This is a genomic window from Microbacterium sp. HSID17254 (genome assembly GCF_003989315.1).
Lineage (GTDB): Bacteria > Actinomycetota > Actinomycetes > Actinomycetales > Microbacteriaceae > Microbacterium.
Genome location: NZ_RBLT01000008.1, coordinates 37,564 through 62,468 on the forward strand (window position 1 = coordinate 37,564; position 24,905 = coordinate 62,468).

23 protein-coding genes and 1 tRNA gene are annotated in these 24,905 nt (G+C 71.0%); 6 read left to right on the top strand and 18 right to left on the bottom strand.

Annotated elements, in window-relative coordinates; all coding sequences use genetic code 11:
* The first annotated feature begins 10 nt into the window (after positions 1-10).
* On the top strand, positions 11-2,047 hold the full coding sequence (locus tag D8M34_RS06425; RefSeq protein ID WP_126893494.1) for a bifunctional aldolase/short-chain dehydrogenase: 2,037 nt from the start codon (positions 11-13) through the stop codon (positions 2,045-2,047).
* Positions 2,044-3,486, top strand: coding sequence for a rhamnulokinase (locus D8M34_RS06430; RefSeq protein ID WP_085603989.1), 1,443 nt, complete (start codon positions 2,044-2,046; stop codon positions 3,484-3,486). Before D8M34_RS06425 ends, D8M34_RS06430 begins: the two co-directional genes overlap by 4 nt.
* A 7-nt stretch (positions 3,487-3,493) precedes the next feature.
* Here D8M34_RS06430 and D8M34_RS06435 read toward each other — a convergent pair whose 3' ends face one another.
* The 4 genes from D8M34_RS06435 to serS form a co-directional block, all read right to left on the bottom strand.
* Entirely contained in the window at positions 3,494-4,753 is a 1,260-nt protein-coding gene (locus D8M34_RS06435) for an LCP family protein (protein ID WP_126893495.1), read from the bottom strand.
* Positions 4,754-4,801: 48 nt separating this feature from the next.
* Positions 4,802-4,886: transfer RNA gene (locus D8M34_RS06440), tRNA-Ser, on the bottom strand.
* A 42-nt stretch (positions 4,887-4,928) separates the two neighbouring features.
* Positions 4,929-5,750: an HAD family hydrolase gene (locus D8M34_RS06445; protein ID WP_025104573.1), complete on the bottom strand. Its 822-nt coding sequence runs from the start codon at positions 5,748-5,750 to the stop codon at positions 4,929-4,931.
* Positions 5,747-7,051, bottom strand: a complete 1,305-nt coding sequence (serS, locus tag D8M34_RS06450) for a serine--tRNA ligase (protein WP_025104574.1) — start codon at positions 7,049-7,051, stop codon at positions 5,747-5,749. The genes D8M34_RS06445 and serS overlap by 4 nt, the downstream gene beginning before the upstream one ends.
* A gap of 98 nt (positions 7,052-7,149) precedes the next feature.
* Between serS and D8M34_RS06455 the strand changes: the two genes are divergently transcribed.
* Positions 7,150-8,148 (top strand): diacylglycerol/lipid kinase family protein, encoded by a 999-nt coding sequence (locus tag D8M34_RS06455; RefSeq protein WP_025104575.1) that lies wholly within the window; start codon positions 7,150-7,152, stop codon positions 8,146-8,148.
* Positions 8,149-8,162: 14 nt separating this feature from the next.
* Here the strand turns inward: D8M34_RS06455 and D8M34_RS06460 are convergent, their stop codons facing one another.
* From D8M34_RS06460 to D8M34_RS19250, 3 genes are all read right to left on the bottom strand, one after another.
* Positions 8,163-8,909: a hypothetical protein gene (locus tag D8M34_RS06460; protein ID WP_126893496.1), complete on the bottom strand. Its 747-nt coding sequence runs from the start codon at positions 8,907-8,909 to the stop codon at positions 8,163-8,165.
* Between the two features lie 57 nt (positions 8,910-8,966).
* On the bottom strand, positions 8,967-10,427 hold the full coding sequence (gene cls / locus D8M34_RS06465; RefSeq protein WP_025104577.1) for a cardiolipin synthase: 1,461 nt from the start codon (positions 10,425-10,427) through the stop codon (positions 8,967-8,969).
* A gap of 86 nt (positions 10,428-10,513) precedes the next feature.
* Positions 10,514-10,687: a hypothetical protein gene (locus tag D8M34_RS19250; RefSeq protein ID WP_164498164.1), complete on the bottom strand. Its 174-nt coding sequence runs from the start codon at positions 10,685-10,687 to the stop codon at positions 10,514-10,516.
* A gap of 112 nt (positions 10,688-10,799) precedes the next feature.
* On the opposite strand from D8M34_RS19250, the gene D8M34_RS06470 reads away from it, so the two are divergent.
* The gene (locus tag D8M34_RS06470; RefSeq protein ID WP_085604001.1) at positions 10,800-11,909 is read left to right on the top strand and encodes a DUF4192 domain-containing protein; all 1,110 of its coding nucleotides are present in this window, start codon (positions 10,800-10,802) and stop codon (positions 11,907-11,909) included.
* Positions 11,910-11,920: 11 nt separating this feature from the next.
* On the opposite strand, the gene lysS is transcribed toward D8M34_RS06470, so the two are convergent.
* On the bottom strand, positions 11,921-13,453 hold the full coding sequence (lysS, locus tag D8M34_RS06475; protein WP_085604003.1) for a lysine--tRNA ligase: 1,533 nt from the start codon (positions 13,451-13,453) through the stop codon (positions 11,921-11,923).
* A gap of 86 nt (positions 13,454-13,539) precedes the next feature.
* Between lysS and D8M34_RS06480 the strand changes: the two genes are divergently transcribed.
* Entirely contained in the window at positions 13,540-15,393 is a 1,854-nt protein-coding gene (locus tag D8M34_RS06480; protein WP_126893497.1) for a DUF2207 family protein, read from the top strand.
* Between the two features lie 27 nt (positions 15,394-15,420).
* Here the strand turns inward: D8M34_RS06480 and D8M34_RS06485 are convergent, their stop codons facing one another.
* From D8M34_RS06485 to hpt, 10 genes are all read right to left on the bottom strand, one after another.
* On the bottom strand, positions 15,421-16,113 hold the full coding sequence (locus tag D8M34_RS06485; RefSeq protein ID WP_126893498.1) for a DUF2520 domain-containing protein: 693 nt from the start codon (positions 16,111-16,113) through the stop codon (positions 15,421-15,423).
* 2 nt (positions 16,114-16,115) lie between these two features.
* On the bottom strand, positions 16,116-18,152 hold the full coding sequence (locus D8M34_RS06490; protein WP_238695608.1) for a PH domain-containing protein: 2,037 nt from the start codon (positions 18,150-18,152) through the stop codon (positions 16,116-16,118).
* Entirely contained in the window at positions 18,149-18,730 is a 582-nt protein-coding gene (locus D8M34_RS06495; protein WP_060921542.1) for a PH domain-containing protein, read from the bottom strand. Before D8M34_RS06495 ends, D8M34_RS06490 begins: the two co-directional genes overlap by 4 nt.
* On the bottom strand, positions 18,681-19,163 hold the full coding sequence (locus D8M34_RS06500; protein WP_025104584.1) for a DUF3180 domain-containing protein: 483 nt from the start codon (positions 19,161-19,163) through the stop codon (positions 18,681-18,683). The genes D8M34_RS06495 and D8M34_RS06500 overlap by 50 nt, the downstream gene beginning before the upstream one ends.
* Positions 19,160-19,699, bottom strand: coding sequence for a 2-amino-4-hydroxy-6-hydroxymethyldihydropteridine diphosphokinase (gene folK, locus D8M34_RS06505; RefSeq protein ID WP_085604017.1), 540 nt, complete (start codon positions 19,697-19,699; stop codon positions 19,160-19,162). Before folK ends, D8M34_RS06500 begins: the two co-directional genes overlap by 4 nt.
* Positions 19,696-20,091 (bottom strand): dihydroneopterin aldolase, encoded by a 396-nt coding sequence (folB, locus tag D8M34_RS06510; RefSeq protein ID WP_085604020.1) that lies wholly within the window; start codon positions 20,089-20,091, stop codon positions 19,696-19,698. The genes folK and folB overlap by 4 nt, the downstream gene beginning before the upstream one ends.
* Positions 20,092-20,125: 34 nt before the next feature.
* Positions 20,126-20,935, bottom strand: coding sequence for a dihydropteroate synthase (folP, locus tag D8M34_RS06515; protein ID WP_102207986.1), 810 nt, complete (start codon positions 20,933-20,935; stop codon positions 20,126-20,128).
* Positions 20,932-21,543, bottom strand: coding sequence for a GTP cyclohydrolase I (gene folE, locus D8M34_RS06520; RefSeq protein WP_025104588.1), 612 nt, complete (start codon positions 21,541-21,543; stop codon positions 20,932-20,934). Before folE ends, folP begins: the two co-directional genes overlap by 4 nt.
* Position 21,544: 1 nt before the next feature.
* Positions 21,545-23,545 (bottom strand): ATP-dependent zinc metalloprotease FtsH, encoded by a 2,001-nt coding sequence (gene ftsH, locus D8M34_RS06525; protein ID WP_025104589.1) that lies wholly within the window; start codon positions 23,543-23,545, stop codon positions 21,545-21,547.
* A gap of 95 nt (positions 23,546-23,640) precedes the next feature.
* Positions 23,641-24,192: a hypoxanthine phosphoribosyltransferase gene (gene hpt, locus D8M34_RS06530; protein ID WP_017204674.1), complete on the bottom strand. Its 552-nt coding sequence runs from the start codon at positions 24,190-24,192 to the stop codon at positions 23,641-23,643.
* A 121-nt stretch (positions 24,193-24,313) separates the two neighbouring features.
* Between hpt and D8M34_RS06535 the strand changes: the two genes are divergently transcribed.
* The gene (locus D8M34_RS06535) at positions 24,314-24,904 is read left to right on the top strand and encodes a DUF937 domain-containing protein (protein WP_126893499.1); all 591 of its coding nucleotides are present in this window, start codon (positions 24,314-24,316) and stop codon (positions 24,902-24,904) included.
* Position 24,905 lies beyond the last annotated feature (1 nt).

Here is a 24,905-nt window from a genome sequence, read left to right on the forward strand (position 1 = left end):
GAGGACTCACATGACCAACCCCACCGCCGCCGACCTGATCGCGCGGAGCAACCGCCTGGGCGCCGACCCGAAGAACACGAACTACGCGGGCGGCAACACCTCCGCCAAGGGCACCGAGATCGACCCGGTGACGGGGCAGCCGGTCGAACTCCTCTGGGTGAAGGGCTCCGGTGGTGACCTCGGCACCCTGACCGAGGCCGGTCTCGCGGTCCTCCGCCTCGACCGCGTGCGCGCGCTCGTCGATGTCTATCCCGGGGTCGAGCGGGAGGATGAGATGGTCGCGGCGTTCGACTACTGCCTGCACGGCAAGGGCGGCGCCGCCCCCTCGATCGACACCGCGATGCACGGCCTGGTCGACGCCCCGCACGTGGATCATCTCCACCCCGACTCGGGAATCGCGATCGCCACCGCGGCCGACGGCGAGGCACTCACGACGACGATCTTCGGCGATCGGGTCGTCTGGGTACCGTGGCGCCGCCCCGGCTTCCAGCTCGGACTCGACATCGCGCAGATCAAGGCGGAGAACCCGCAGGCCATCGGCACGATCCTCGGCGGCCACGGCATCACCGCGTGGGGAGACACCTCGGAGGAGGCGGAGGCGAACTCCCTGTGGATGATCGACACCGCCGCCGCCTACATCGCGGAGCACGGCTCCCCCGCGCCGTTCGGCGGCACGCGATCGGGCTTCGAGGCCCTGCCGGAGCCGGAGCGCCGCGCACGGGCGGCCGCCCTCGCCGGCACCACCCGCGGTCTCGCGTCGACGGACAAGCCGATGGTCGGCCACTTCACCGACAGCGACGTGGTCCTCGACTTCCTGGCGTCCGAGAAGGCTCCGGCCCTCGCCGCCCTCGGCACGAGCTGCCCCGACCACTTCCTGCGCACCAAGGTCAAGCCGCTCCTCCTCGACCTGCCCGCCACCGCGACCCTGGAGGAGCAGACGGAACGCCTGCGGGAGCTCCACGCCGCCTACCGCGCCGACTACCAGGCCTATTACGACGCCCACGCGACCGCCGAATCCCCCGCGATCCGAGGCGCGGATCCGCTCATCGTCCTCGTGCCCGGCGTCGGGATGTTCTCGTACGGGGCGAACAAGCAGACCGCACGGGTCGCCGGCGAGTTCTACGTCAACGCGATCAACGTCATGCGCGGTGCCGAGGCCCTGTCGACCTACGCCCCCATCTCCGACGCGGAGAAGTTCCGCATCGAGTATTGGGCGCTGGAGGAGGCGAAGCTGCAGCGGATGCCGAAGCCGAAGTCCCACCAGGGCCGCATCGCCCTCGTCACCGGTGCCGCGAGCGGGATCGGCAAGGCCATCGCGACCCGCCTCGCCGCGGAGGGCGCCTGCGTCGTCGTCGCCGACCTCGACCTCGGCAAGGCCAGAGCCGCGGCCGCCGAGCTCGGGAACGAGGACGTCGCCATCGGGGTGGCCGCCGATGTCGCCGACGCCGACGCGGTGCAGGCGGCGATCGACGAGGCGGTGCTCGCGTTCGGCGGCCTCGACCTCGTCGTGAACAACGCGGGTCTCTCGCTGTCGAAGCCGCTGCTGGAGACGACCGAGAAGGACTGGGATCTCCAGCACGATGTGATGGCGAAGGGCTCGTTCCTCGTCTCGAAGGCGGCGGCCCGGGTGCTCATCGATCAGGGGCTCGGCGGCGACATCATCTACATCTCCTCCAAGAACTCCGTCTTCGCGGGTCCGAACAACATCGCCTACTCGGCGACGAAGGCCGACCAGGCGCACCAGGTGCGACTGCTCGCGGTGGAACTCGGCGAGCACGGCATCCGGGTCAACGGCATCAACCCCGACGGTGTGGTCCGCGGTTCCGGCATCTTCGCCTCCGGGTGGGGAGCGAACCGGGCGGCCACGTACGGCGTCAAGGAAGAGGACCTCGGCCAGTTCTACGCCAACCGCACCATCCTCAAGCGCGAGGTCGTGCCGGAGAACGTCGCGGATGCCGTCTTCGTGCTGACCGGACCGGAGCTGAGTCGGACCACCGGGCTGCACATCCCCGTCGATTCCGGCGTCGCCGCGGCGTTCCTGCGATGACCGACGACCGCTCGCCCGCAACCGCACGGCACGTCCGTGCGGTCGCGGCGGTGGATCTCGGCGCCACGAGCGGCCGCGTGATGATCGGCCGCGTGGGGCCGGGCGTCCTGGAGCTCGAGCCGGTCTCCCGCTTCCCGAACGGCCCGGTCGCCCGCGGCGACGGTCTGCACTGGGACTTCGACGCGCTCGTCGCCCATGTCCTCGACGGCCTGGCCGAAGCGGTCCGCCGGGAACCGGGCATCGAGTCGATCGGGATCGACTCGTGGGCGGTCGACTACGGCCTCCTCCGCGCCGGCGAGCTGCTCGCGGAGCCGTTCCACTACCGCGACGACCGCACCGCCCGCGGGGTGGACGAGGTGCACTCCCTCGTCCCGTTCGACGACCTCCACGCACGCAACGGCCTGCAGTTCCTCCCGTTCAACACGCTCTACCAGCTCCGGGCGGACGAGCTCCGGCACGACGCCGATACCGCGCTCCTCATCCCGGACCTCCTCGCCTTCCTCCTCACCGGCGCCCGCGTCGCCGAACGGACCAACGCCTCGACCACGGGGCTGCTGGATGTGAGTGCCGGCACCTGGGACCGGGCGCTCGCGACCCGCCTCGGCATCGACGCCTCCCTCCTGCCGGACCTCGTCGATCCCGGCACGGTCATCGGTCGGCTGCGCCCCGGGGTCGCGGAGCGCATCGGCGCGGATCTGCCGGTGATCGCCGTGGGCTCGCACGACACCGCCTCGGCGGTGGTCGCCGTCCCGATGACGTCACCCCGTGCCGCGTACATCTCCTGCGGCACCTGGGGACTGGTCGGGGTCGAGCGGGTCGAGCCGATCCTCACGGCGGCGGCGCGGGACGCCAACTTCACCAACGAACGCGGCGTGGACGACCGCTTCCGCGTCCTCCACAACGTGACCGGACTGTGGCTCCTCAGCGAGACCGTGCGGGCCTGGGAGGCCGAAGACGGAGCGTCCATCGATCTGTCGGGACTGCTCGCCGAGGCCGCCGCCGCGGAGCCTCCGTCGGCGGTGTTCGATGCGAACGACCCCGCGCTCTCGGCCCCCGGCGACATGCCGGCGCGTATCGCCGATCTCCTGCGCGCGAGCGGCGTCGCCGCCCCCGCCTCGCGCCCGGCCTTCGTCCGGCTCGTCGTGGAGAGCATCGCGGCCGCGTTCGCCGACGCCGTCGGGACGGCGGCGCGGCTCTCCGGCCAGCCCCTCGACGTCGTCCACCTCGTCGGCGGCGGGTCTCTCAACCGGCTGCTGTGTCAGGCGACCGCGGACCGCACCGGGCTTCCCGTCCTCGCCGGTCCTGTCGAGGCGACCGCTCTCGGCAACGTCCTCGTCCAGGCGCGGGCCCGGGGAGCGGCGCCGGCCGCGCTCTCGGAGCTCCGCGCTCTCGTGGCGACGACGCACCCGCCGACGGTCTACCGCCCGCGGGGCGCCTGAGGGGCGATCAGCGCACGTTGCCGTTCGAGCAGGTCTGCTGGGCGGCGGAGTTGCCCTTGATCGAATCCGGCAGCGCCACGACGTCCGGAGCGGTCGTCGGGGTCGGCGTCGCCTCCTGCGTCGGTTCGACGGGCTCGGTCGGCTCGGTCGGAGTCGTCGGGTCCTGCACGACGACGCCGTCGTTGCTGGTGTTCTCGTGGGTGATCTGTAGCTGGGCGTTGGCCTCGATCGCGTCCCAGAGCGCGACGGCGGCCTCCTCGTTCGGCACGACCTTGTTCGGGTCGTTCCAGTCGGTCAGCGTCGGGTACTGCACGAACACGATGTCCTCGAACGGCACCGACTTCACGGCGAGCGCGATCTGCACGATCATCATGGGATCGGCGAGCGACGTGCTCGTCTCCAGGTTCTGGATGCCGGTGTTGGCGAGCTTCAGCATGACCGGCACGTTGCCCAGCACCTCACCGCTGATGAGCTTGCGCGCGAGGCTGGACATGTACTGCTGCTGGTTGCCGATGCGGCCGAGGTCGCTGCCGTCGCCGACACCGTGCCGGGTGCGGAGGAACTGCAGGGCTTCGAGGCCCTGGACGGTGTGGGTGCCGGCGGCCATGTCGAGACCGGTGTAGCGGTCGCGGATCGGGTTGGCGAGGCAGACGTCGACGCCGCCGATCGCGTTGGTGATCTCGATGACGCCGCCGAACGTCACGGAGGCGGCGAACTGCACCTCCTGGTCCGTGAGGGTGGAGATCGTGCGGACGACGCAGTTCAGCCCGCCGTCGGTGTACGCGACGTTCAGGGGCTGCTTGCTCATCGCGGCGGTGGCGTTGCCGTCCTCGTCCTCACAGGACGGGATCGGGATCATCAGGTCGCGCGGGAAGCTGACGACCGTGATCCGCCGCGGCTCCTCCGAGACGTGCACGAGCAGGTTCACGTCGTTGAGGGTGCCCTCGGCGTCGCCGCCCGTGCACCGGTCGCCGAAGTACTGCTTGTAGTCGTCCTCGCACGTGTCGACGCCGGTGAGGACGAGGTTGAACCCGCCCTTGTACGCGCTGATGTCCGGCGGGAGGTCTTCCTGGCCGTCGAGGTCGACGGCGTTCGCCGAGACCGTGCTCGAGAAGTCGAACCAGATGTAGGCCGCGACCCCGATGCCGCTGACGAGCACCACCGCCATGCTGATCGCGAGGAGCTTGAGCAGCTGACTGGCGGCGCCGGGCGAGCGCAGCTGACCATGTCGCGCGACGGTGCGGCGGCGGCGGGTGTTCTCGCTCACTCGGGCCCTTTCGAATTCAGCGACGGCGGGGGTACCGCGCTCAGGAAGCGGAGGGTGTGGGATTCGAACCCACGAGACATCTCTGCCCACTGGTTTTCAAGACCAGCTCCATCGGCCGCTCGGACAACCCTCCCGACAGAAACATCTGCCGACCAGGCGCGAGTCTAGCCGAGTTCTATTCTCCTGCGTCGACCTGGGCGGGTGCTGGAAGCGTGTTCAGCGCCGCCGCAAGCCCTCCCTGCTCGACGTCGGCGGTCACCTCACCCGCGGCGTCCTTCACCTCGGCGGGCGCCTGTCCCATGGCCACGGCGCGGCCGCCGCCGGTGCGCGCCCAGCCGAACATGCCGATGTCGTTGCGTCCGTCCCCGGCGACGAGGACCCGGGCCGCGTCGAGGCCGAGCTCGTCGCGCACGCGCTCCAGCGCCGTCCCCTTGTCGACGCCCTGGGGGGCGATGTCCAGCCACGCCGTCCAGCCGATCGCATACGAGACCTCGTTGAGTCCGGCGTCGGCGACGAGTCGGTGGAAGTCGTCCTCATCGTGTCCGGGCGAGACGACGACGATGCGGGAGACGGGGAGGGCCCCGAGCTCCTCGAAGTCGACCTGGCGGCCGCCGTCGAGCGTCCAGTCGTCGAGCTGCTCGGTGAACAGCCGCTGCCCCGACCCGAGCTCGACCATGTAGCGCGCGTCCGGAAGGCGCTCCTGGAGCAGGGCGAGCACCGGCGTCGGGTCGAAGGTCTCGACGTGCCAGCGCTCCCACTCGTCGCCGTCACGGCGCATGGTCACCGCACCGTTGGAGCACACCACGTAGTCCGCGGTCAGCCCGAGCTCCTCCACGTAGCGGCGGGTCGCCATCCAGCTTCGTCCCGTCGCGATGGTCACCACATGACCCGCGTCCCGCACCCGGGCGACGGCCTCGGGCACGCCGGGGCTCATCGTCTCGTCCTGCAGGAGGATGGTCCCGTCAACGTCGAGGCCGACCAGCCAGGGCGCTGTCATCGGGCGGCCTGCTCGTCGGCGAGCGGGCGGATCACCTCGAGTCCGCCGAGGTAGGGGCGCAGGACCTCGGGGACCCGCACCGAGCCGTCCGCCTGCTGGTGCGTCTCGAGCAGAGCGACGATCCAGCGCGTGGTCGCGAGCGTGCCGTTGAGCGTCGCGACGTGCTGGGTCTTCGGCGCCGTCCCGCCGTCCTCCGCGGCCGGGCGGTACCGGACGTCGAGACGCCGCGCCTGGAAGGTCGTGCAGTTCGACGTGGAGGTCAGCTCGCGGAAGGCGCCCTGAGTGGGCACCCAGGCCTCGATGTCGTACTTCCGCGCCGCGCTCGACCCGAGGTCTCCTGCGGCGACGTCGATCACCCGGTAGGCGAGGCCGAGCGAGGTCAGCATCTCCTCCTGCAGCGCGACGAGCCGCAGGTGCTCCGCCTCGGCGTCCTCGGCGGTCGTGTAGACGAACATCTCCAGCTTGTTGAACTGGTGCACGCGGATGATTCCGCGGGTGTCCTTGCCGTGCGAGCCGGCCTCCCGACGGTAGCAGGTCGACCATCCGGCGTACCGGAGGGCCCCGCGCGCGAGGTCGACGATCTCGTCCTTGTGGTACCCGGCGAGCGCGACCTCGCTGGTGCCGACGAGGTAGAGGTCGTCGTCCTTGTCGAGGTGGTAGACCTCATCGGCGTGCTCGCCGAGGAAGCCGGTGCCCTGCATGATCTCCGGACGCACGAGCGTGGGCGTGATCAGCGGGACGAAGCCGTTCTGCAGCGCCTTGTCGAGGGCGAGGTTCATGAGTGCGATCTCGAGGCGGGCGCCGATTCCGCGGAGGAAGTAGAACCGCGCGCCGGAGACCTTGGCACCGCGCTCCATGTCGATCGCGCCGAGCATCTCCCCGAGCTCGAGGTGATCCCGCGGCTCGAAGTCGAACGCCGGCACCTCCCCGACGCGCCGCAGCTCGACGAAGTCCTCCTCACCGCCGGCGGGAACACCGTCGATGACGACGTTCTCGATCCGGGCGAGGGCTGCAGCCGCGGCGTCGGCGGCCTCGTTGGCCGCGTGCTGGGCCTGCTTGACCCGGTCGGCGAGGTCCTTCGCCTGCGCGACCAGGGCGGCCTTCTCCTCCTTGGGCGCCTTCGCGACCTGCTTGCCGAAGGCGTTCTGCTCCGCGCGGAGCTCCTCGAACGCGGCCAGTGCCGCGCGGCGCGATCGGTCGGCCTCGAGTGCGACGTCGACGGTGCTCTGGTCGTTGCCACGGGCAGCCTGCGAACGGCGGACGATCTCCGGATTTTCGCGGAGGAGTGCGAGGTCGATCATTCCGCAAGTCTACGAGGTGCGCGGCGCGGGACCGGGCGTCCTGGTTTTCCCTCCACCGGCGTCCCGCCCCTCGGCGGATGCCGGTCTAGAGTAGCGCCATGACCACGAGTCCCCGCGTTCTGAAGCAGGCGGCGCTCGTGTACAACCCCGTGAAGGTCGATGGGAAGCGCCTGCGCGCGCAGGTCCGCGATCTGTCCCGAGAGGCGGGATGGGATCACCCCGCCTTCTATCCGACGACCGTGGAGGATGCGGGCCAGGGGGCGACGGCCGAGGCACTGGCGCGCGGCGTGGATGTGGTGCTCGTGGCCGGCGGAGACGGGACGGTGCGCGCCGTCGCGGAGGCCATCGCCGGCACGGGGGTCCCCCTCGCCATCCTGCCGAGCGGCACCGGGAACCTCCTCGCCCGGAATCTCGGGCTGCCGCTGGCCGACCCGGCGGAGATGATCCGCGCCGCCCTCGGCGACTTCCGTCATCCGATCGACATCGGCTGGGCGCGGATGACCAGGGAGGACGGCTCCGAGGAGGAGCACGCCTTCGTCGTGCTCGCCGGCATCGGCCTCGACGCCGACATGATCGCGAACACCCGTGCCGACCTGAAGAAGTCCGTCGGCTGGATCGCCTACGTCGACGGCGCCGCCCGATCCCTCCCCCGCGCCAAGCCCTTCCGGGCGGTGTACCAGATCGGCACGGGGCGCCTGCATTCCACCAAGGTGCACAGCATCCTGTTCGCGAACTGCGGCACGCTTCCGGCCGGCATCTCCCTCATCCCGGACGCCTCCATCACCGATGCGACCCTCGACGTGGCGGTCATCCAGCCGACCGGCGTGCTCGGCTGGCTCGGGGTCTGGCGCAAGATCTGGTGGGACAACTCCGTGCTGCGCCGCTCACGTGCCGGTCGGTTCGTGCTCGAGCGCCGCGGCACGGATGCCTCGGTGCACTACTTCCGCGGTGCCCGCGCCGAGGCCGCCGCCTCCGCCCCCACACCCGTCGAGCTCGACGGCGACGAGTTCGGCGAGGCCGTGCACCTCACGTGTCGAGCCGACCCCGGCGCGCTTCTGCTCGCGCTGCCCACCGGTCACCCGGTGCACATCCTCTGACGAGGGCGTCCGACTCAGCGGACCTCGACCGTGCCGTCGAGACCGCCGCCGACGAGCGTCAGCTTAAACGGGGCGTCGTCGTCGACCTCGTCCTCGGCGAACTCGACCACCGTGGCCCGCGGCGCCATGTCCATGGTGCACACCTGATCCTCGTCCGTGACGAAGGTCACGGTTCCCGTCGAGCCGTCCGCTTCGACGGAGTCGACGACCGGAGCACAGCTGGAGGAGCCCCAGGTCAGCAGCACCAGACCGCCGTCGTCGAACCAGGCCGCGGACGGCTGGTACTCGGTCGACGAACCGGGAGTGGCCGTGGCGGCGGGGTCGCCGTCGACGTCGATCTCGTCGATCAGGTCGCCGTACGTCACCACCAGCGTCACGTCCTTGGTCGGGTCGACGCCGTCCGGCAGCGCTCCGAGGCTGGCCCGGGGCGCGAGGTCCGCCGTGCAGGCCTGCTCCGTGGCGCCGTCGCCTTCCGGCTCGACGAGCGTCACGGAGACCCGCTGCCCCTCGGCGGACACCTCGTCCACCTGGGGGAGGCAGGTCGACGACCCCCAGCTGACGACAGCGAACATCCGCCCCTCGTCGAGGAGCGCTCCGTCCATGTCGTCCTGGTCGTCCGCGCTCCCGGCACTTCCCGGGCCGCTGGAGGGGTCGGACGTCGAACGCGGTGCGGCTCCGCCGGGACCGACCGTGCAGCCGGCGAGGACGAGGGCCGCGGCGAGCGCGGAGGACACGGCGAGCACGAGCCTGCGGGGAGTCATGCCCTCAGGGTAGCGGCGGGTTCCGCTCCCCGAAACCGGGGTTGACGGATCGAGCGATCACTGCAGCGCGGACGTGAGCCGCGCGAGGTTGTCGAGCACGGTGGAACGCAGCGGCTGCTGCAGCCACTCCTCGAGCGTCAGCTCCCGGCTCAGCGACCGGTACTTGTCCTCGACCTCGCGCATCTCGGCGACGAACTCCTCGCCGCGTACGAGCATCGACACCTCGAGATTCAGGCCGAACGAGCGCATGTCCATGTTGCTGGAGCCGATGACGGCCACCTCGTCGTCGATCGTGAGGCTCTTGGTGTGGAGGATGTAGGGCTTCCGATACATCCAGATCCGCACCCCCGCCCGGAGCAGCGCCTCGTAGTAGCTGCGCTGGGCGTGGTAGACCATCGCCTGGTCGCCCTCTTCCGAGACGAAGAGCTGCACCTCGACACCGCGATCGACGGCCGCGGTGACCGCGAGCAGCAGGGCCTCGTCCGGGACGAAGTACGGACTGACGATCATGATCTGCTTCTTCGCCGCGTACAGGAGGGCGAGGAAGAGCCGCAGGTTGTTCTCCACCTCGAAGCCCGGGCCGGACGGCACCACCTGGCAGTCCAGGTCGCCGGAGCCGATGTTGGCGTGGGAGATGTCGATCTCCTCGAGCACGACGTCCGTCTCGCTGTACCAGTCGCTGAGGAAGATCGCGTTGACGCTCAGCACCACCGGCCCGTCCAGGCGGACCATCAGGTCGACCCAGTGCAGGCCCCGCCGGATGTTCTTCGGCAGGTTGTAGGTGGAGTCCGTGATGTTCTGCGACCCCAGGAAGGCGATGTTGCCGTCCACGACGAGGAGCTTGCGGTGATTGCGTAGATCCGGGCGCTGCATCTTGCCCTTGAGCGGCTGCACGGGAAGCATCAGGTGCCACTCCGCACCCATGTCGTTCAGGCGGGCGATGGTCTGGCGGTAGCGCGGCTTGCCCCGGTTCGCCCAGTGGTCGAGGAGCACGCGCACGGCCACACCCCGCGCAGCCACCTCTTCGAGGGCGCGGAAGAAGTTGTCCGTCGAGTCGTCGGACTGCAGGATGTAGAACTCGACGTGCACGTACTCCTGCGCCGTGCGGATGGCCTCCGCCATCTCGTCGAGCGACTCCTGGTAGTCGGAGATGAGGTGGGCGCCGTTGTCGCCGGAGAGCGGCAGGGCACCGAGACGCTGGTTCATCTGCACGATCGGCCCGAACCAGGCGGGGGCGTTCGGCCGGAGCGTCCCGAAGTGGAGGTGCTCGCTGGTCTCCGCGATGTACTGGTTGATCTGCTCCTGCTTGCGGCGCCGTGCGCGCGGCAGGCGGGGGTTCCCGATCAGCAGGAACAGGAAGACGCCGACCACCGGGATGAAGAACACGGCGAGGAGCCAGGCCATCGCCGCGGTGGGACGGCGGTTGCGCGGGATGACGATGATCGCGGTGACGCGGATGATGATGTCGAGCACCAGGACGAAGGCGGCGACCCACCATCCCCAGGACTCCGCGGTCATCTCGCCCCCTCACCCACACCGAGGATGATCACCCCGGGGCGCGCCGGACCGGGCGCGCTCGCTTCACAGTAGCGGATGGGTCGGACTCAGGGGCGCGGCGGCAGCCCACGCGCGGCGCGTTCCTCGGCCTCGATCTGCGCGTGCACCTTGCGCTCCGTGCGATCGAACCGGAGGATGCCGCGAAGCACGACGAAGAAGACGATGCTGACGCCGACCGTCGGCAGGAGCGACCATGCCGCGGCGAGCCAGAAGTTGTCCATGCGTCCATCGTACGCGAGCGACTACTCGTGCACAGGTGGCGCTTCCCAGGATTCTCATCCACAGCGCCCCTCCGGTGCCCCGTCACGTGCGCAGAAACGTCACCCTCTCCTCATGACAACCGTGCTCCGCGCCTCCGACTCCGCCCAGTTCCTGGCCATCGTGCCCGCCCTCGCCGGCTTCACGCCACGCGAGAGCATCGTCCTCCTCCCGTTCCGGGGCTCCCGCAGCGACGGGGCGATGCGCCTCGACCTCCCCGATCACGTCATCCCCGTCCTCCACTACGCCACGGCGGCGGTCGACCTGGTCGTCCGGGTGCCGGGGACCGACGCCCTGGCCGTCGTCGTCTACACCGACACCCCGGCGGAGCAGACGCCGGACGGCCTCGTGCTTCCGCACGCGGTGGCGGTCGACACGCTTCTGGGTTGCGCCGAGGGCGCGGGGCTCCGAGTGGTCGAGGCCCTGTGCGTGACGCCGGAGGGCTGGAGCCGGTACGAGGACACCGATCCGGTGCTGCATCCGCTGACCGACATCGTTCCGCCGCCCGGGGCCGCCGCGCTCGGCGATGTCTCGGGAGACCAGTTCTCCGGAGCGGCGTTGCCATCCGCCCCTGCGGCGGAGGCCCGCCAGGTCGCCCGCATCCTGCACGGCCTCGACCGTGCGCTCGGTCCGGAGCGCACGACGCGCGCCGGCGAGCCGCAGGTGATCGCCGCCGCCGCTCTGCTCGACGACATCCCCGCGTTCCTCGAATCGGTTCTCGAGGCCTCGGATCCGCTCCCGCCCCTCACCGCCGCCGCGCTCGTGTGGTGCCTGGGGCGACCACCGGTCCGCGACACGGCGATCGCGCAGTGGGCGACCGATCACCGTCAGGGCATCCGCACCATGGAGGCGCAGCTCGCCTTCACCGCCGCCGGGGCACCCGTGCCCGACGACATCGGGCGTGTGTTCCTCGGCCGCGGCACGGCGCCGGACGGCGAGCGACTCCGCACCGCGCTTCGTGCCGTACGCGAGGCCACGGCACGAGCCCCGCGGGAGGCACGCCCCGGCCCGCTCACCGTCGCGGCCTGGTTGTCCTGGGCGCTCGGACGCGCCACGCACGCGGGCCGCTACCTCGAGATGGCGCGGGAGATCGACCCGACGTACAGTCTCGCGCTACTGCTCGACGCCATGATCGGCGGTGCGGTCCTGCCGGAGTGGGCCTTCCGTGGGCGGCGAGGAGAATGAGCGCCCCGCTGCTACTTGACGAGCGGGAAGAGGATGGTCTCGCGGATCCCCAGGCCGGTGATCGCCATCAGGAGACGGTCGATGCCCATGCCCATCCCTCCGGACGGCGGCATGCCGTGCTCCAGAGCCCGGAGGAACTCCTGGTCGATCGGCATGGCCTCGACGTCGCCGCGGGCGGCGAGCTTCGCCTGCTCCTCGAACCGCTCACGCTGGATGACCGGGTCCACGAGCTCGGAGTACCCGGTCGCCAGCTCGAATCCACGGATGTAGAGGTCCCACTTCTCCACGACGCCCTCGACGGAGCGGTGCTCCCGCACGAGCGGGGAGGTGTCGACGGGGAAGTCCATGACGAACGTCGGCCGGACGAGGTCGCCCTTCACGAAGTGCTCCCAGAGCTCCTCGACGAGCTTGCCGTGCGTGGCCTGAGGCGGCACGTCGACGCCGTTCGCCTCGGCGAAGGCGATCAGGTCCGCGACGGCGTCCGTCGGCGTGACGGTCCGCCCGGACGCGGCCGACAGCGACTCGTACATCGAGATGCGGTCCCACTCGCCACCCAGGTCGTATTCGGTGCCGTCCGCCCACGTCACCGTGGTCGACCCGGCCACCGCGATCGCCGCCTGCTGCACGAGTTCCTGCGTCAGTGCCGCCATCTGGTTGTAGTCGCCGTAGGCCTGGTAGGCCTCGAGCATCGCGAACTCCGGGCTGTGCGTGGAGTCGGCGCCCTCGTTGCGGAAGTTCCGGTTGATCTCGAAGACCCGCTCGATGCCGCCGACGACCGCGCGCTTGAGGTACAGCTCCGGGGCGATGCGGAGGTAGAGCTCCGTGTCGAACGCATTGGAGTGGGTGACGAACGGGCGAGCGGACGCGCCGCCGTGCTGCACCTGCAGCATGGGCGTCTCCACCTCGAGGTAGCCGTGGGAGGCGAACGTCGCCCGCAGGCTCGCGTTCACCGCCGCACGCGCACGCACGGTCGTCCGCGCCTGCTCCCGGACGATGAGGTCGAGGTAGCGACTGCGGACGCGTCCTTCTTCGCTCAGCTCGGCGTAGGCGTTGGGCAGCGGGAGGATCGCCTTCGACGCGATGGCCCAGTCGTCCGCCATGATCGACAGCTCGCCTCGACGGCTGGAGATGACCTCACCGTGCACGAAGACATGGTCGCCGAGGTCGACGTACTCCTTCCAGTCCGCGAGCGACTCCTCGCCGACGTTGGCGAGGGAGACCATCGCCTGGATCCGGGAGCCGTCGCCGGCCTGGAGCGTCGCGAAGCAGAGCTTGCCGGTGTTGCGGCTGAACACCACGCGGCCGGCGACACCGACGACGACGCCGGTCTCGGCGCCGGGCTCGAGGTCTCCGTACTCCGCGCGCAGCGCGGGAATGCTGTGCGTCACGGGCACGGCGACCGGGAACGCACCGCCGCCGGCGTCCGTGCGCTTCTCGATCAGACGCTCGCGCTTGGCGAGGCGGACGGCCTTCTGCTCGTGGATGTCCTCTTCGGCGGAAGGGGCGGCCGAGGCCGTTTCGGGCGCGGCGGGCGCGTCAGTCATGTGCGGGGCTCCTTGGAAGTCCTCCCCAGTTTACCGAGATGGCGCGGGGGGTCCTCGCCGCGCGGCGTGCTGGGTAGCCTCGAGGCATGGCCCCCACTCGGATCCTCCGCGCGAGCGCCGTCGTCGCTCTCGCCACCGTCCCCGTCCTCGCGCCGGAGATCGCCATCGCGGCGGCCCCGGCGACCGCGACCACCGTCGTCTCCGCCGCCGACGTGGACGACTTCTCCTACGCCTCCTGGGACGCGGTGTACGACGTCGGGCTCGACGAGGACGGGCGGGCGCGCATGCAGGTGACGGAGACCGTCGTCGCGCGATTCCCCGACGCCGACCAGAACCGCGGCATCGTGCGGGGGCTGGCGACGACGTACAAGGACGCCGCGCTCGACACCCGGGTGCTCGCGGTCACCGACGAGGACGGAGCCGCCGTCCCGTACGAGACCGACGAGGACGACGGGACGCTCTTCATCCTCACCGGTGACGACGACTTCGTCCACGGCCTGACCACCTACGTCATCGAGTACGAGATGCGCGACATCATCGTCGGCAGCGCTCCGGACGCGTCGGGTTCCCGCACCGCGGACGAGTTCTACTGGGATCTCCTCCCCCTCGACAGCACGCAGCCGATCGAGGCGTTCCGGGCTGACATCCGCTTCGACGCGGCCCTGGCCACCCATCTCACCGGCGCGACGAGATGCTACATCGGCCCTGCCGGATCCACGGCTCCCTGCGAGCTCGCGGGGCCGATCGCGGGCGGGGAGGGCGCGACGTTCCGTGTCGAGGCCCGGTCGCTTCCCGCCGGGGACGGGGTGACGGTGGCCGTCGGCTTCGCACCGGGGACCGTGACCCAGCCGGCCGCCCGCCAGCCCGATCCCGTCGCCGACCTCGGGCCCGTGCTCGCCGCGGTCGGCGCCGTCGGCCTGTCCGCGGCCGGGTGGGCGGCCACGGTGGGCTCGGGACGACGTCGGCGCCGCGCCAGCGGGATCATCGTGGCGCAGTACGAGGTCCCCGACGACCAGCCTCCCCTCCTCGCGGCCGCGCTCCTCCCTGGTGCCGAGAATGTGGTGCCCGCCGAGATCGTGCACCTCGCCGTCCGCGGCGCCCTGCGCATCGAGGAAGGCGCATCAGCCGAAGCGCCCCGGCTGCGACGACAGCCCCACGGCAGGGCGCCGAGCCCCCTCGATCAGGCTGCGCTCGACGCGCTCTTCCTCCACGCGGATGCGGACGGCGTCGTGGACCTGCCGACCGAGAGCGAGGCCTTCGCGACGCGGATGACCGCGCTGACGGCGAAGGGCCAGGAGGAGGCCTCCCGCCGCGGTCTGACCACCACGGCGCGCAGCCGCGCTGCCGTCATCCTGCAGTCCGTGGCCATCGCCGTCGCCGTGGCCGGTCTCGTCGTCGCCATCGTGGCCGTGGCATCCGGACGCCTGTCCGCCGGCCCCGCGCTTCTCGCCATCTCCGTCGGGACGCTGCTCGTCGCGGCCTCGAGTTTCTTCACCTTCTCGCGGCACACGGTGCTGACGCCGGAAGGTGCGCAGGCGTACGAGCATCTGCAGGGGGTGCGCGAGTTCATCCGGGTCGCGGAGGAGGATCGGTTGCGGATGCTGCAGTCCTACACCGGCGCGGAACGGCGCACCGAGGAGGGGGCGGACGTCATCCATGTCTACGAGCGCCTCCTCCCCTACGCGATGCTGTTCGGCATGGAGGACGAGTGGGGCCGGGTGCTGGAGAGTGCCTACAGCCGGGAGGCGCACGGCCCGACCTGGATCGGCGACCCCACGTCCTTCGCTCTCCGCACGTCGCTCGTGGCGTTCATGAGCTCCTCCACGGCGGCCGCGACCTACTCGGCCCCGTCCACCGGCACCTCGTCCGCTACCGGCGGCTCGTTCGGCGGCGGGTTCTCCGGGGGCGGAGGCGGAGGCGGCTTCTCCGGCGGACGCTGAGCCCGAGACGACGCGCCGGGAAGGCGATCAGACCAGCGGGGGCGGATCCGAGGCGTCGCGCAGCGCCCGCTCGACCGTCGACTGCACCAGAGCCGACAGGAAGCCACCCGGGTTCTCGACCCCGATGTCACGGAGCCGCGAGGTCGACTGTCCGATGATCGAGCGGGAGAACTCCGTGGCCGTGGCGATCGCGTCGGCGTAGGCGGCACGGTCGGCTTCCGCGATGACCACCGGTTCGCACCCCATCTCCACGGCGAGCGCCTGAGCGATCGGGAGCACGGCGGCGGGAGCGGTGACCGCCGCGAAGCCCGCCTGCAACTGCCGGAGGTCGATCGAGGTCCCGGTGAACGTGATCGCCGGATGCACCGCCAACGGGATGGCACCGCGCTCCGCCGCCGGGCGCAGGACCTCGATGCCCTGCGCCGGATCGGTGTGCAGGACGAGCTGGCCGATCTGCCACCCGCCGACCTCCGCGATGCCCGAGACGAGGGACGGAAGCTCGGCGGAGGGAACCGCGAGGATCACCAGTTCGGCGCGCCGCACGACCTCCTGCGTGTCCAGCACCGGGACGCCCGGGAGCACCGCGGATGCGCGCTCGTCGTCCGATCCGCTCGTGATCCCGACGATCGCGTGCCCAGCTCCGGCCAGTGCCGCGCCGATCACCGGACCGACGCGCCCGGCCCCGACGATGCCGACGCCCAGGCGCCCGTCGCGCACCACGCTCACTCCTCGCGCGACGTGTCCGGTCGCGCCGGCGGGGTGGGTGGCGGGGTCGGGCCGGTCGGCGACGGAGAGGCCGAGGGGGCAGCCGTCTGCGGCGGTGGCGGCGCGACCGGCGGAGCGGGCGGCGGAGCGACCGGAGGCGCCGTGACCGGCGGAGCAGGCGGCGGCGGGACCGGGGGCGGCGGGGGCGGGGGGGCGGGCGGCGGCGGCACGGGGGGGGGCCGGGCGGGCGGGACCGGCGGGGGCGCCGACCCCGGAGCGGGGGGAGCAGGCGGAGCGGATGCCGCCCCTCCGAACGCGGGAGACGCCGGCGTCGCAGGACCACCGAACACCGGCGGAGCGGGCGGCGCCACCGGATCTCCCGCGGCGTGCTCGCTCCAGCGGTGCGTGTGGTCTCGGGACGCCGCCTCGGCTGCGGCGATGCTGACCTCGTTGAGCAGTGCGAGGGCGTCCGCGCGCTCGAGCCCGGAGAGGAGGCCGGTGATCGGCCCGGGCACGGTGTGCACCTGCGCGCCGGAGACCCCCTGGGCCCGGTCGATGGGCCCCTGGCTCAGCGACACGCCCTGGAGACGCGCGAGCGGGAAGACCGCGAGCTTGCGCCACACGATTCCGCGGCGCAGGAGCAGGCCGTCCGAGGTCACCGTGTATCCGTGACGCTTCCACGAGAACGGTCGCCGCCACCAGGCCCGGCGCGGCATCGTCCGATAGGGGTCGGCGTCGGTCGGACCGACGACACCCTGGTCCCAGAGCGCGGGGATGCTCTCGGCCGGCACATCGGGCAGCACGAGCGACAACACGCGCTCCACGTCCGCGCGCTTGCCGACCGGGAGCACGACGTTGAACTGCTGACCGCTGCTCGACGACTGCTGCGCGGCGCTCTTGCCGCTCATGCGGTTGATCTTGATGGTCCACCAGCCGAACGGCCGCCACAGCAGGGACTGCGACACCTCGACCGCGAAGATGCGGCCCGGCGGAAGGGTCTCGGTGACCGTGGTGAGCAGGCCGTAGGTGATGCGCACGCCGTCGGGGGTGGGCGCGATGGAGTAGCGCAGCGACTTGGAGATCTGCGCCCACGTGATACCGACCACGGCGATGACCATGGGGACGCCCATGCCGAGCCCGATGCCCAGCAGCACCACCCCGCCGTCGGGATCGCCGTCGACGAGGATGCCGATGAGGGTGCTCCCGATCGCGATCGCGAAGATCACGCCGAAGAAGACCAGCCACAGCAACCCGGAGATGAGCTGCGAGCCGATCAGCCGGCCGGCCGGGATCTTGACGACGCTCTCGGGGACGACGTCCTGCAGGTCCACGCCGGCGAGCAGGCCGTTGACGCCCTCGTTCATCGAGCCGACGAGCTGTGCACGCGCGGTAACCGGAGCGGTGCCGCCGGACGTCGCGCCGCTCTGCGGATCCAACGCCGCGTGCCGAGCGGCTCGCGCACCGGAGGCCAGGCGCAGGATCTCGGCGCGCACGCCTTCGGCGCGCGGCGTCGCCAGGTATTCCAGCGCGACGTTCGCGTCGGTGCCCGCGCCGACGACCTCGAGCTTCGCGAGGCCGATGATGCGTGCGGGGAACGGCCGCGTGAGGTTCACGCCCTGCACACGGTCGAGCGGGGCGCGACGGTGCGACCGGAAGATGATGCCCTTGCGCACCTCGACGTGCTCCCCGGTGATCCGGAACTGCTGGAAGCGCCAGACGAACCAGAAGATGGCCACGAGCACCACGACGAGCGCCAGGACACCCAGCAGCGCGATCAGGGCGAAGTTGTTGGCGAGCACCCAGTCGACCGGATCGCCGCCGGTGTAGTCGTCGTAGTGCGCCTCCTCCGGCGCGAACTGCCCGACGAGCCAGGCGATGACGCGGTCGCGCATGTTCGCGATCACGATGCCGCCGACGATGATGAGCGCCAGGCCGCCCTTGAAGAGCGGCGTCAGCGGATGCATCCGGTGCCATTCGCCGTCCGCGAGGTGCGTCGACGGTGCGCCCGCGGAGGTCTGCCCCGGCGCGGCGGTGGGGAGCTGCGACTCGCTCACAGTCCGGTCCGGCGGGTCTCGGCGACCTGGATGAGCGTGTCGCGCAGCGCCTCGGCCGCCGCCTGGGTGAGGCCGGGGATCTGCACGCCGGTGGTGGCCGCCGCGGTGACCATCTTGAGCTGGGAGATGCCGAACGCCCGGTCGAGCGGCCCCTGAGTGATGTCGACGAGCTGCATGCGACCGTACGGCACGGCGATCATGCGCTGCCAGAGGATGCCCTTGCGGAACACGATGTCGTCCGCCCGCAGCATGTAGCCGATCGCCCGCGCCTGACGCGGGAGGATGACCAGCGTCACGAGGGTGATGAGGATGATGACCCCGGCCGGGATCCACACCCAGTCCTGTTCGAGCACGATGTTCAGCACGACGGCCGCCGCCACGACGATCGCCAGGAAGATGACGTTCTGCACGATCTGCGACACCACGTAGCGCGGCGAGATCTGGTGCCAGGTGCCGTCGAGCTCGAGGCGGGCCTCGTTGCGCGCCGTGCGCAGGCCCGTGTAGGTGCCCTGGTCGAGGGCGCCGAGGTCAGTGCCCTCCGCCGGGTTCAGGGGCGCGGTCTCTGGGTTCTGAGTCATCAGGATCCTTCGGCAGGGTGCAGAACTGTTCGGCGACGAGAGCGGCGATGACGAGCACGACCGCACTCGCGATCAGCGCCACCATGGCCACAGTCGACCCTATCGGGGGATCGATGGGGCGCGTGAGGAGGAAGGCCAGCAGGCCCGCCCCGAAGCCCGCCAGGATCGCCCCCAGCAGACTCGACGCCCGCGCGAGGGTCGCGGCCCGGAGGGCACGGAACGGGTCGATGCGCACCCCGGAGCGGACGCTACGCCGCACCGGCCAGGCCACCCCGAGCGATGCGCCCGCGATGAGGACGAGCAGCACCGGGAGGAAGAGGGACGGCGTGAACGTGGCCCGCCCCGTCGCCGTGAGCATCTGGTCGAGGATGAAGCCGGCCCCGGCGCCGACGAGCGCGAGGACGGCGAGAAGTCCGGCGGAGGTGCGCTTCATCCCTCGCCTCGCGCGCGAAGGTCCGCCGCCAGATCGGCGACCCGGCCGCGCCCCACGAGCTCGGCGTCGGGGTCGACGTCGAGCCACGGCTCCAGGACGAACAGCCGCTCCGCCGCCCGCGGATGGGGCAGCTGGATGCGGGGGTCGTCCGAGACGACGTCGCCATAGGCGATGAGGTCGAGGTCGAGGGTGCGGTCGCCCCACCGCTCGCCGCGCACGCGGCCGTTCTCGTCCTCGATGGCGTGCAGCATGCCGAGGAGGATCTCGGGAGCGAGCCGGGTGGTCACCAGAGCCACCGCGTTCACATACCCGGGGGCGTCCGGATCGGGGCCGTCCACGCGCAGCGCCACCGTCTCGAACAGACGCGACAGGCGCACGTCCGAGACGAGCGGCAGCCGAGCGATGCGCGCGGCCGCGGCGCGGATCGTCTCCTCGCGGTCTCCGAGATTGGCGCCGAGCGCGACGACCGCCACCGTCTCGGGGCGCGGAGCTCGGGGGCCCGGCACCTCCGGCGGGCGGGTGAGGTTGCGGCTCATGTGGTGATGTCCTCCAGCGACTCCGGAGCCCGCGTCCGATGCACCGTCACAGCCACGTCACCGAAGGTCAGGGCGATCGGCGCCTGCGGCTTGTGCACCGTGACGGTCACCTGCTGCACGCGGCGGTCACCGAGGGCGACGTCCGCGATCCGCTCGGCCAGGGTCTCGATGAGGTTCACCGGCTCCCCCGCGACGACGGCGGCCACCCGCTCCGCGAGCTCGCCGTAGTGCACGGTGTCGGCCACATCGTCGGACGCGGCGGCCTGTTCGAGGGAGAGCCGCAGCCGGAGGTCGACCGTGAACTCCTGTCCGTTCTCCCGCTCGTGCGGGTAGACGCCGTGGTGGCCGAACACGGTCAGCCCTGTCAGCACGATCTCGTCGAGGAAGTCCATGCCTCTAGGGTACGGCGACGCTCCGACCTCGCACTCAGCCTTCCCAGGCGCGGGTGATCGCGAGGGCGTCGCGGGTGGCCGCGACGTCGTGCACGCGCACCGCCCAGGCGCCGGCGCGCATCGCGAGCGCACTCGTCACCGCGGTGGCCAGGTCCCGGCGCTCCTCGGACACGCCGTCACCGCCCGGGGCCGCCTCCTGCAGCACGTCGGCGAGGAAGCGCTTGCGCGACGTCCCGACCAGCACGCGGAAGCCGAGACCCACGATCTCGTCGAGGCCCCGCAGCACGTCCCAGTTCTGGGCACCGGCCTTGGCGAACCCGATACCGGGGTCGACGATCAGGCGGGAGGGCGCGATCCCGGCGGCGGCCGCCTCCCCGATGCGCTCGCGCAGTTCGCCGGCCACCTCTCGGGCGACGCGGCGGTAATCGGCGTTCGCGTACATGTCGGCGGAGAAGCCCCGCCAGTGCCCGATCGCGAAGTCGGCACCCGACTCCGCCACCGCGGCGCGCATGTCGGGGTCAGCCAGTCCGCCGGAGACGTCGTTGACGATGCGCGCCCCCGCGCGCACGGCGGCCGCGGCGGTCGACGCGTTGAGGGTGTCGATGCTGACGACGGCGCCGGCCGCCGCGAGCTGTTCGACCACCGGAAGGACGCGGCGCTGCTCCTCGTCCACCCCGACGCGTTCCGCGCCCGGCCGGGTCGACTCGCCCCCGACGTCGAGGACGGACGCCCCTTCCGCGCGCAGGCGAAGGCCGTGGGCGACCGCGCGGTCTGCGTCGAGATACCGCCCGCCGTCGCTGAACGAGTCGGGGGTGACGTTGACGATGCCCCAGATGCCGGTCATGCGCGCGACGTCCCGGCCCCCGGCACGGTCATGCCGATCAGGGTCACCAGCTCCGCGCGTGCCACGGGATCCGTGTAGACCCCGCGCGCCGCGATGGTCAGCGTCGAGGCCTCGGTCTGCCGCCCGCCCCGCATCGTCACGCAGCCGTGGCTGGCATCGAGCACGACGAGCACGCCGCGCGCGTCGAGGTTCTCGGCGATCGTGTCGGCGATCTGCTCCCCCAGCCGCTCCTGCACCTGCGGCCGCGCGGCGAGGATCTCCACGACGCGCACGAGCGCACCGAGGCCGACGACCTGCTCGCCCGGAAGGTAGGCGATGTGCGCGTGCCCTGCGAAAGGCAGGAGGTGGTGCTCGCACACCGAGCGGAAGCGAATGTCGCGCAGCAGCACCGCGCCGGACGGCAGGGTGTCCGGCGCCGGCCCGCGGGTCACGCTGATCGTGTGGGCGAGCGGCTCGGCGGGATCCTCGCCCACCCCGGCGAAGAACTCCGCGTAGAGCTCGGCCATCCGGGAGGGCGTCTGCTTGATCCCCGGACGATCGGGGTCCTCGCCGATCGCCTCCAGGAGTTCCCTGGTGAGCCGCTCGACGCGTCCCTTGTCGACGGTCACGTCACGCCGTCGCGGGACGAGGGTTGCCCGCTCCGGCGGAGCCCTGCTGCGGGCGCGGCGGGGCCGTCGGCGCCTCGACGGAGGCGGCGAGCGAGACGTCCTTCTTCGGGACCTCGATCGGCGGCCGCTCCGAGACCGGGCGGTCTTCGCTGGACAGCCACAGCGGACGCTCGGGGAGCTTCTTCACCTCGGTGAAGATCTCGGCGATGCGGTTGTGGTCGAGGGTCTCCTCCTCGAGGAGCGCGAGGGCGAGACGGTCGAGGATGTCCCGGTTCTCGCTGAGCACCGCATACGCCTCGTTGTGCGCCTGCTCGATGAGCGCGCGCACCTCGGCATCGACGCGCTCCGCGACCTTCTCGGAGTACTCGCGGCCACGGCCCATGTCCCGTGCGACGAACATGTCGCCGCCCTCGGTGCCGAGCTTGACGGGGCCGACCTGCGTCGTCATGCCGTACTCGATGACCATCTTGCGGGCGATCGAGGTCGCCTTCTCGATGTCGTTGGAGGCACCGGTGGTGGGGTCGTGGAAGACGAGCTCCTCGGCGACACGGCCGCCCATCGCGTAGGTGAGCTGGTCCTGCAGCTCGTTGCGGGTCACCGAGTACTTGTCGTCCAGCGGCAGCACCATCGTGTAGCCGAGCGCCTTGCCACGGGGCAGGATCGTGATCTTCGTCACGGGGTCGGTGTAGTTCATCGCCGCCGCCGCGAGCGCGTGTCCGCCCTCGTGGTACGCCGTGATGAGCTTCTCCTTGTCCTTCATCACGCGGGTGCGGCGCTGCGGACCGGCGATCACGCGGTCGATGGCCTCGTCGAGGGCGCGGTTGTCGATGAGCTGCGCGTTCGAGCGGGCCGTGAGCAGCGCGGCCTCGTTCAGCACGTTCGCCAGGTCGGCACCCGTGAAGCCGGGGGTCTTGCGGGCGACGACCTCGAGGTCGACGTTCTTCGACAGCGGCTTGCCCTTGCTGTGCACCTCGAGGATCTTCTGGCGGCCCTTGAGGTCGGGGGCGTCGACACCGATCTGACGGTCGAAGCGGCCGGGGCGCAGCAGTGCGGGGTCGAGGATGTCAGGACGGTTGGTGGCCGCGATCACGATCACGTTCGCGTTCGGGTCGAAGCCGTCCATCTCGACGAGCATCTGGTTCAGCGTCTGCTCGCGCTCGTCGTTGCCGCCGCCCATGCCGGCGCCGCGGTGACGACCGACGGCGTCGATCTCGTCGATGAAGATGATGGCCGGAGCGTTCTCCTTGGCCTGGCTGAACAGGTCACGCACGCGGGAGGCGCCGACGCCGACGAACATCTCGACGAAGTCGGAACCGGAGATCGAGTAGAACGGGGCTCCGGCCTCTCCGGCGACGGCGCGGGCGAGGAGGGTCTTTCCGGTTCCGGGAGGGCCGTACAGGAGCACGCCCTTCGGGATGCGGGCGCCGATGGCCTGGAATTTCGCCGGGTCCTGCAGGAACTCCTTGATCTCGTGGAGCTCCTCGATGGCCTCGTCGGCACCGGCGACGTCGGCGAAGGTGACCGTCGGGGTCTCCTTGTTGACGAGCTTGGCCTTGGACTTGCCGAACTGCATGACCTTGCCGCCGCCGCCCTGCATGGACGACAGGAGCCACCAGAACAGGAGGCCGAGCAGCACGAGGGGAAGCAGCAGGGAGAGGAAGCCGTCGAACCAGGTCGCGCGCGGCACGGCGTCGTTGAAGCCGTCCTTCGGGGCGGCCGCATCGATCGCGGAGACCACCTCGTCGGCCCGGGCCTCGACGTAGTAGAACTGGACGTTCTCGGAGCCCTCGAACGGCTTGGACAGCGTCATGTCCACGCGCTGATCGCCGTCGGTGGTGACGACCTCGGTCACGGTCTTGCCGGAGAGCAGCTCGAGCCCCTCCTGCGTCGTGATCTGCTTCGGCGCACCGAGGTTCGAGATCAGCAGGAATCCGCCGAAGAGCAGCACGCCGATCAGAGCGACGTAGATCAGCGGATTGCGGGTGAGCTTCTTCACATCCATGGTCGGATCAGCGTATCGCCTCCGTGCTAGGGGGCCGCTGTGCGTTCACCCACGGCGCAACGCCCCTACCCTGGGTCGCTGAGCCTGTCGAAGCGTCAGCTGTAGACGTGCGGTGCCAGCACGGCGACGTCGCGGAGGTTGCGGTAGCGCTCGGCGTAGTCGAGTCCGTAGCCGACGACGAATTCCACGGGGATGTCGAAGCCGACGTACTTGCAGTCGATCTCGACCTTCGCGGCCTCCGGCTTGCGAAGCAGCGCGAGGACCTCGATCGACTCCGCACCGCGGGACTCGAAGTTCTCCAGGAGCCAGCTCAGGGTGAGGCCGGAGTCGATGATGTCCTCGACGATGAGCACGTGCTTGCCGTGCAGGTCGGTGTCGAGGTCCTTCCGGATCTGCACGACACCGCTCGACTTCGTGCTGGCGCCGTAGCTGGACACCGCCATCCAGTCCATCGGCGCGTGGAAGGGCAGCGCGCGTGCGAAGTCGGCCATGACCATGACCGCGCCCTTCAGCACGCCGACGAGGATGAGGTCCTTGCCCTCGTAGTCCTTCGCGACCTGCGCCGCGAGCTCGTCGAGCTTGGCGTGGATCTCCTCCTCGGTGACGAGGATCTGTGCAAGGTCGTCCTGGATCTCCGCGGCGCGCATGGATCGATTTTAGGCGACGCGGCAGTGTGCTCCGGTCGCGGGCGCGTACCCTCCCCCGCAGGGCGACACCGCACTACTCTGACGGTGACGAGGGCGCACGCCCCGACGGAAGGAGATCCCCATGGCGACCCAAGACATCCTCAGCCAGGTCCCCCTCGACGACATCGCGCAGAAGCTCGGAGTGTCGCGCGACGAGGCCAAGGTCGCGGTCGAGCAGGGCGGCGCCGTGCTCCTCGGCGGGCTGGCCAAGAACGCGGAGAGCTCCGAGGGGTCGGCGGCCATCGAGAAGGCCCTGGGCAAGCACCGCGGTGCGTCGAGCCCGGCGACGATCGACGACATCGATCAGGAGGACGGCGAGAAGATCGTCTCCCACATCCTCGGCGGGAAGGAGAAGGAGGTCACGAAGGAGCTGACGGAGTCGAAGGCGACCCCGGGCATCGACTTCGGAAAGCTCCTCCCCATCCTCGCGCCGATCGTGATGGGTCTGATCGCCAACGCGACCAAGGACAAGACGGCGAAGGCGGACGCGGGCACGGAGGGCTCCGGCGGGATCGGCGACGTCATCGGCGGCATCCTCGGCGGCGGCGACTCTGGCTCCGGCGGCGGGTTGGGTGACGTGCTGGGTGGCCTCCTCGGCGGCGGCAAGAGCGGCTCCGGCGGCGGCATCGACCTCGGCGGCATCCTCGGCGGCCTCTTCGGCGGCAGGAAGTAGG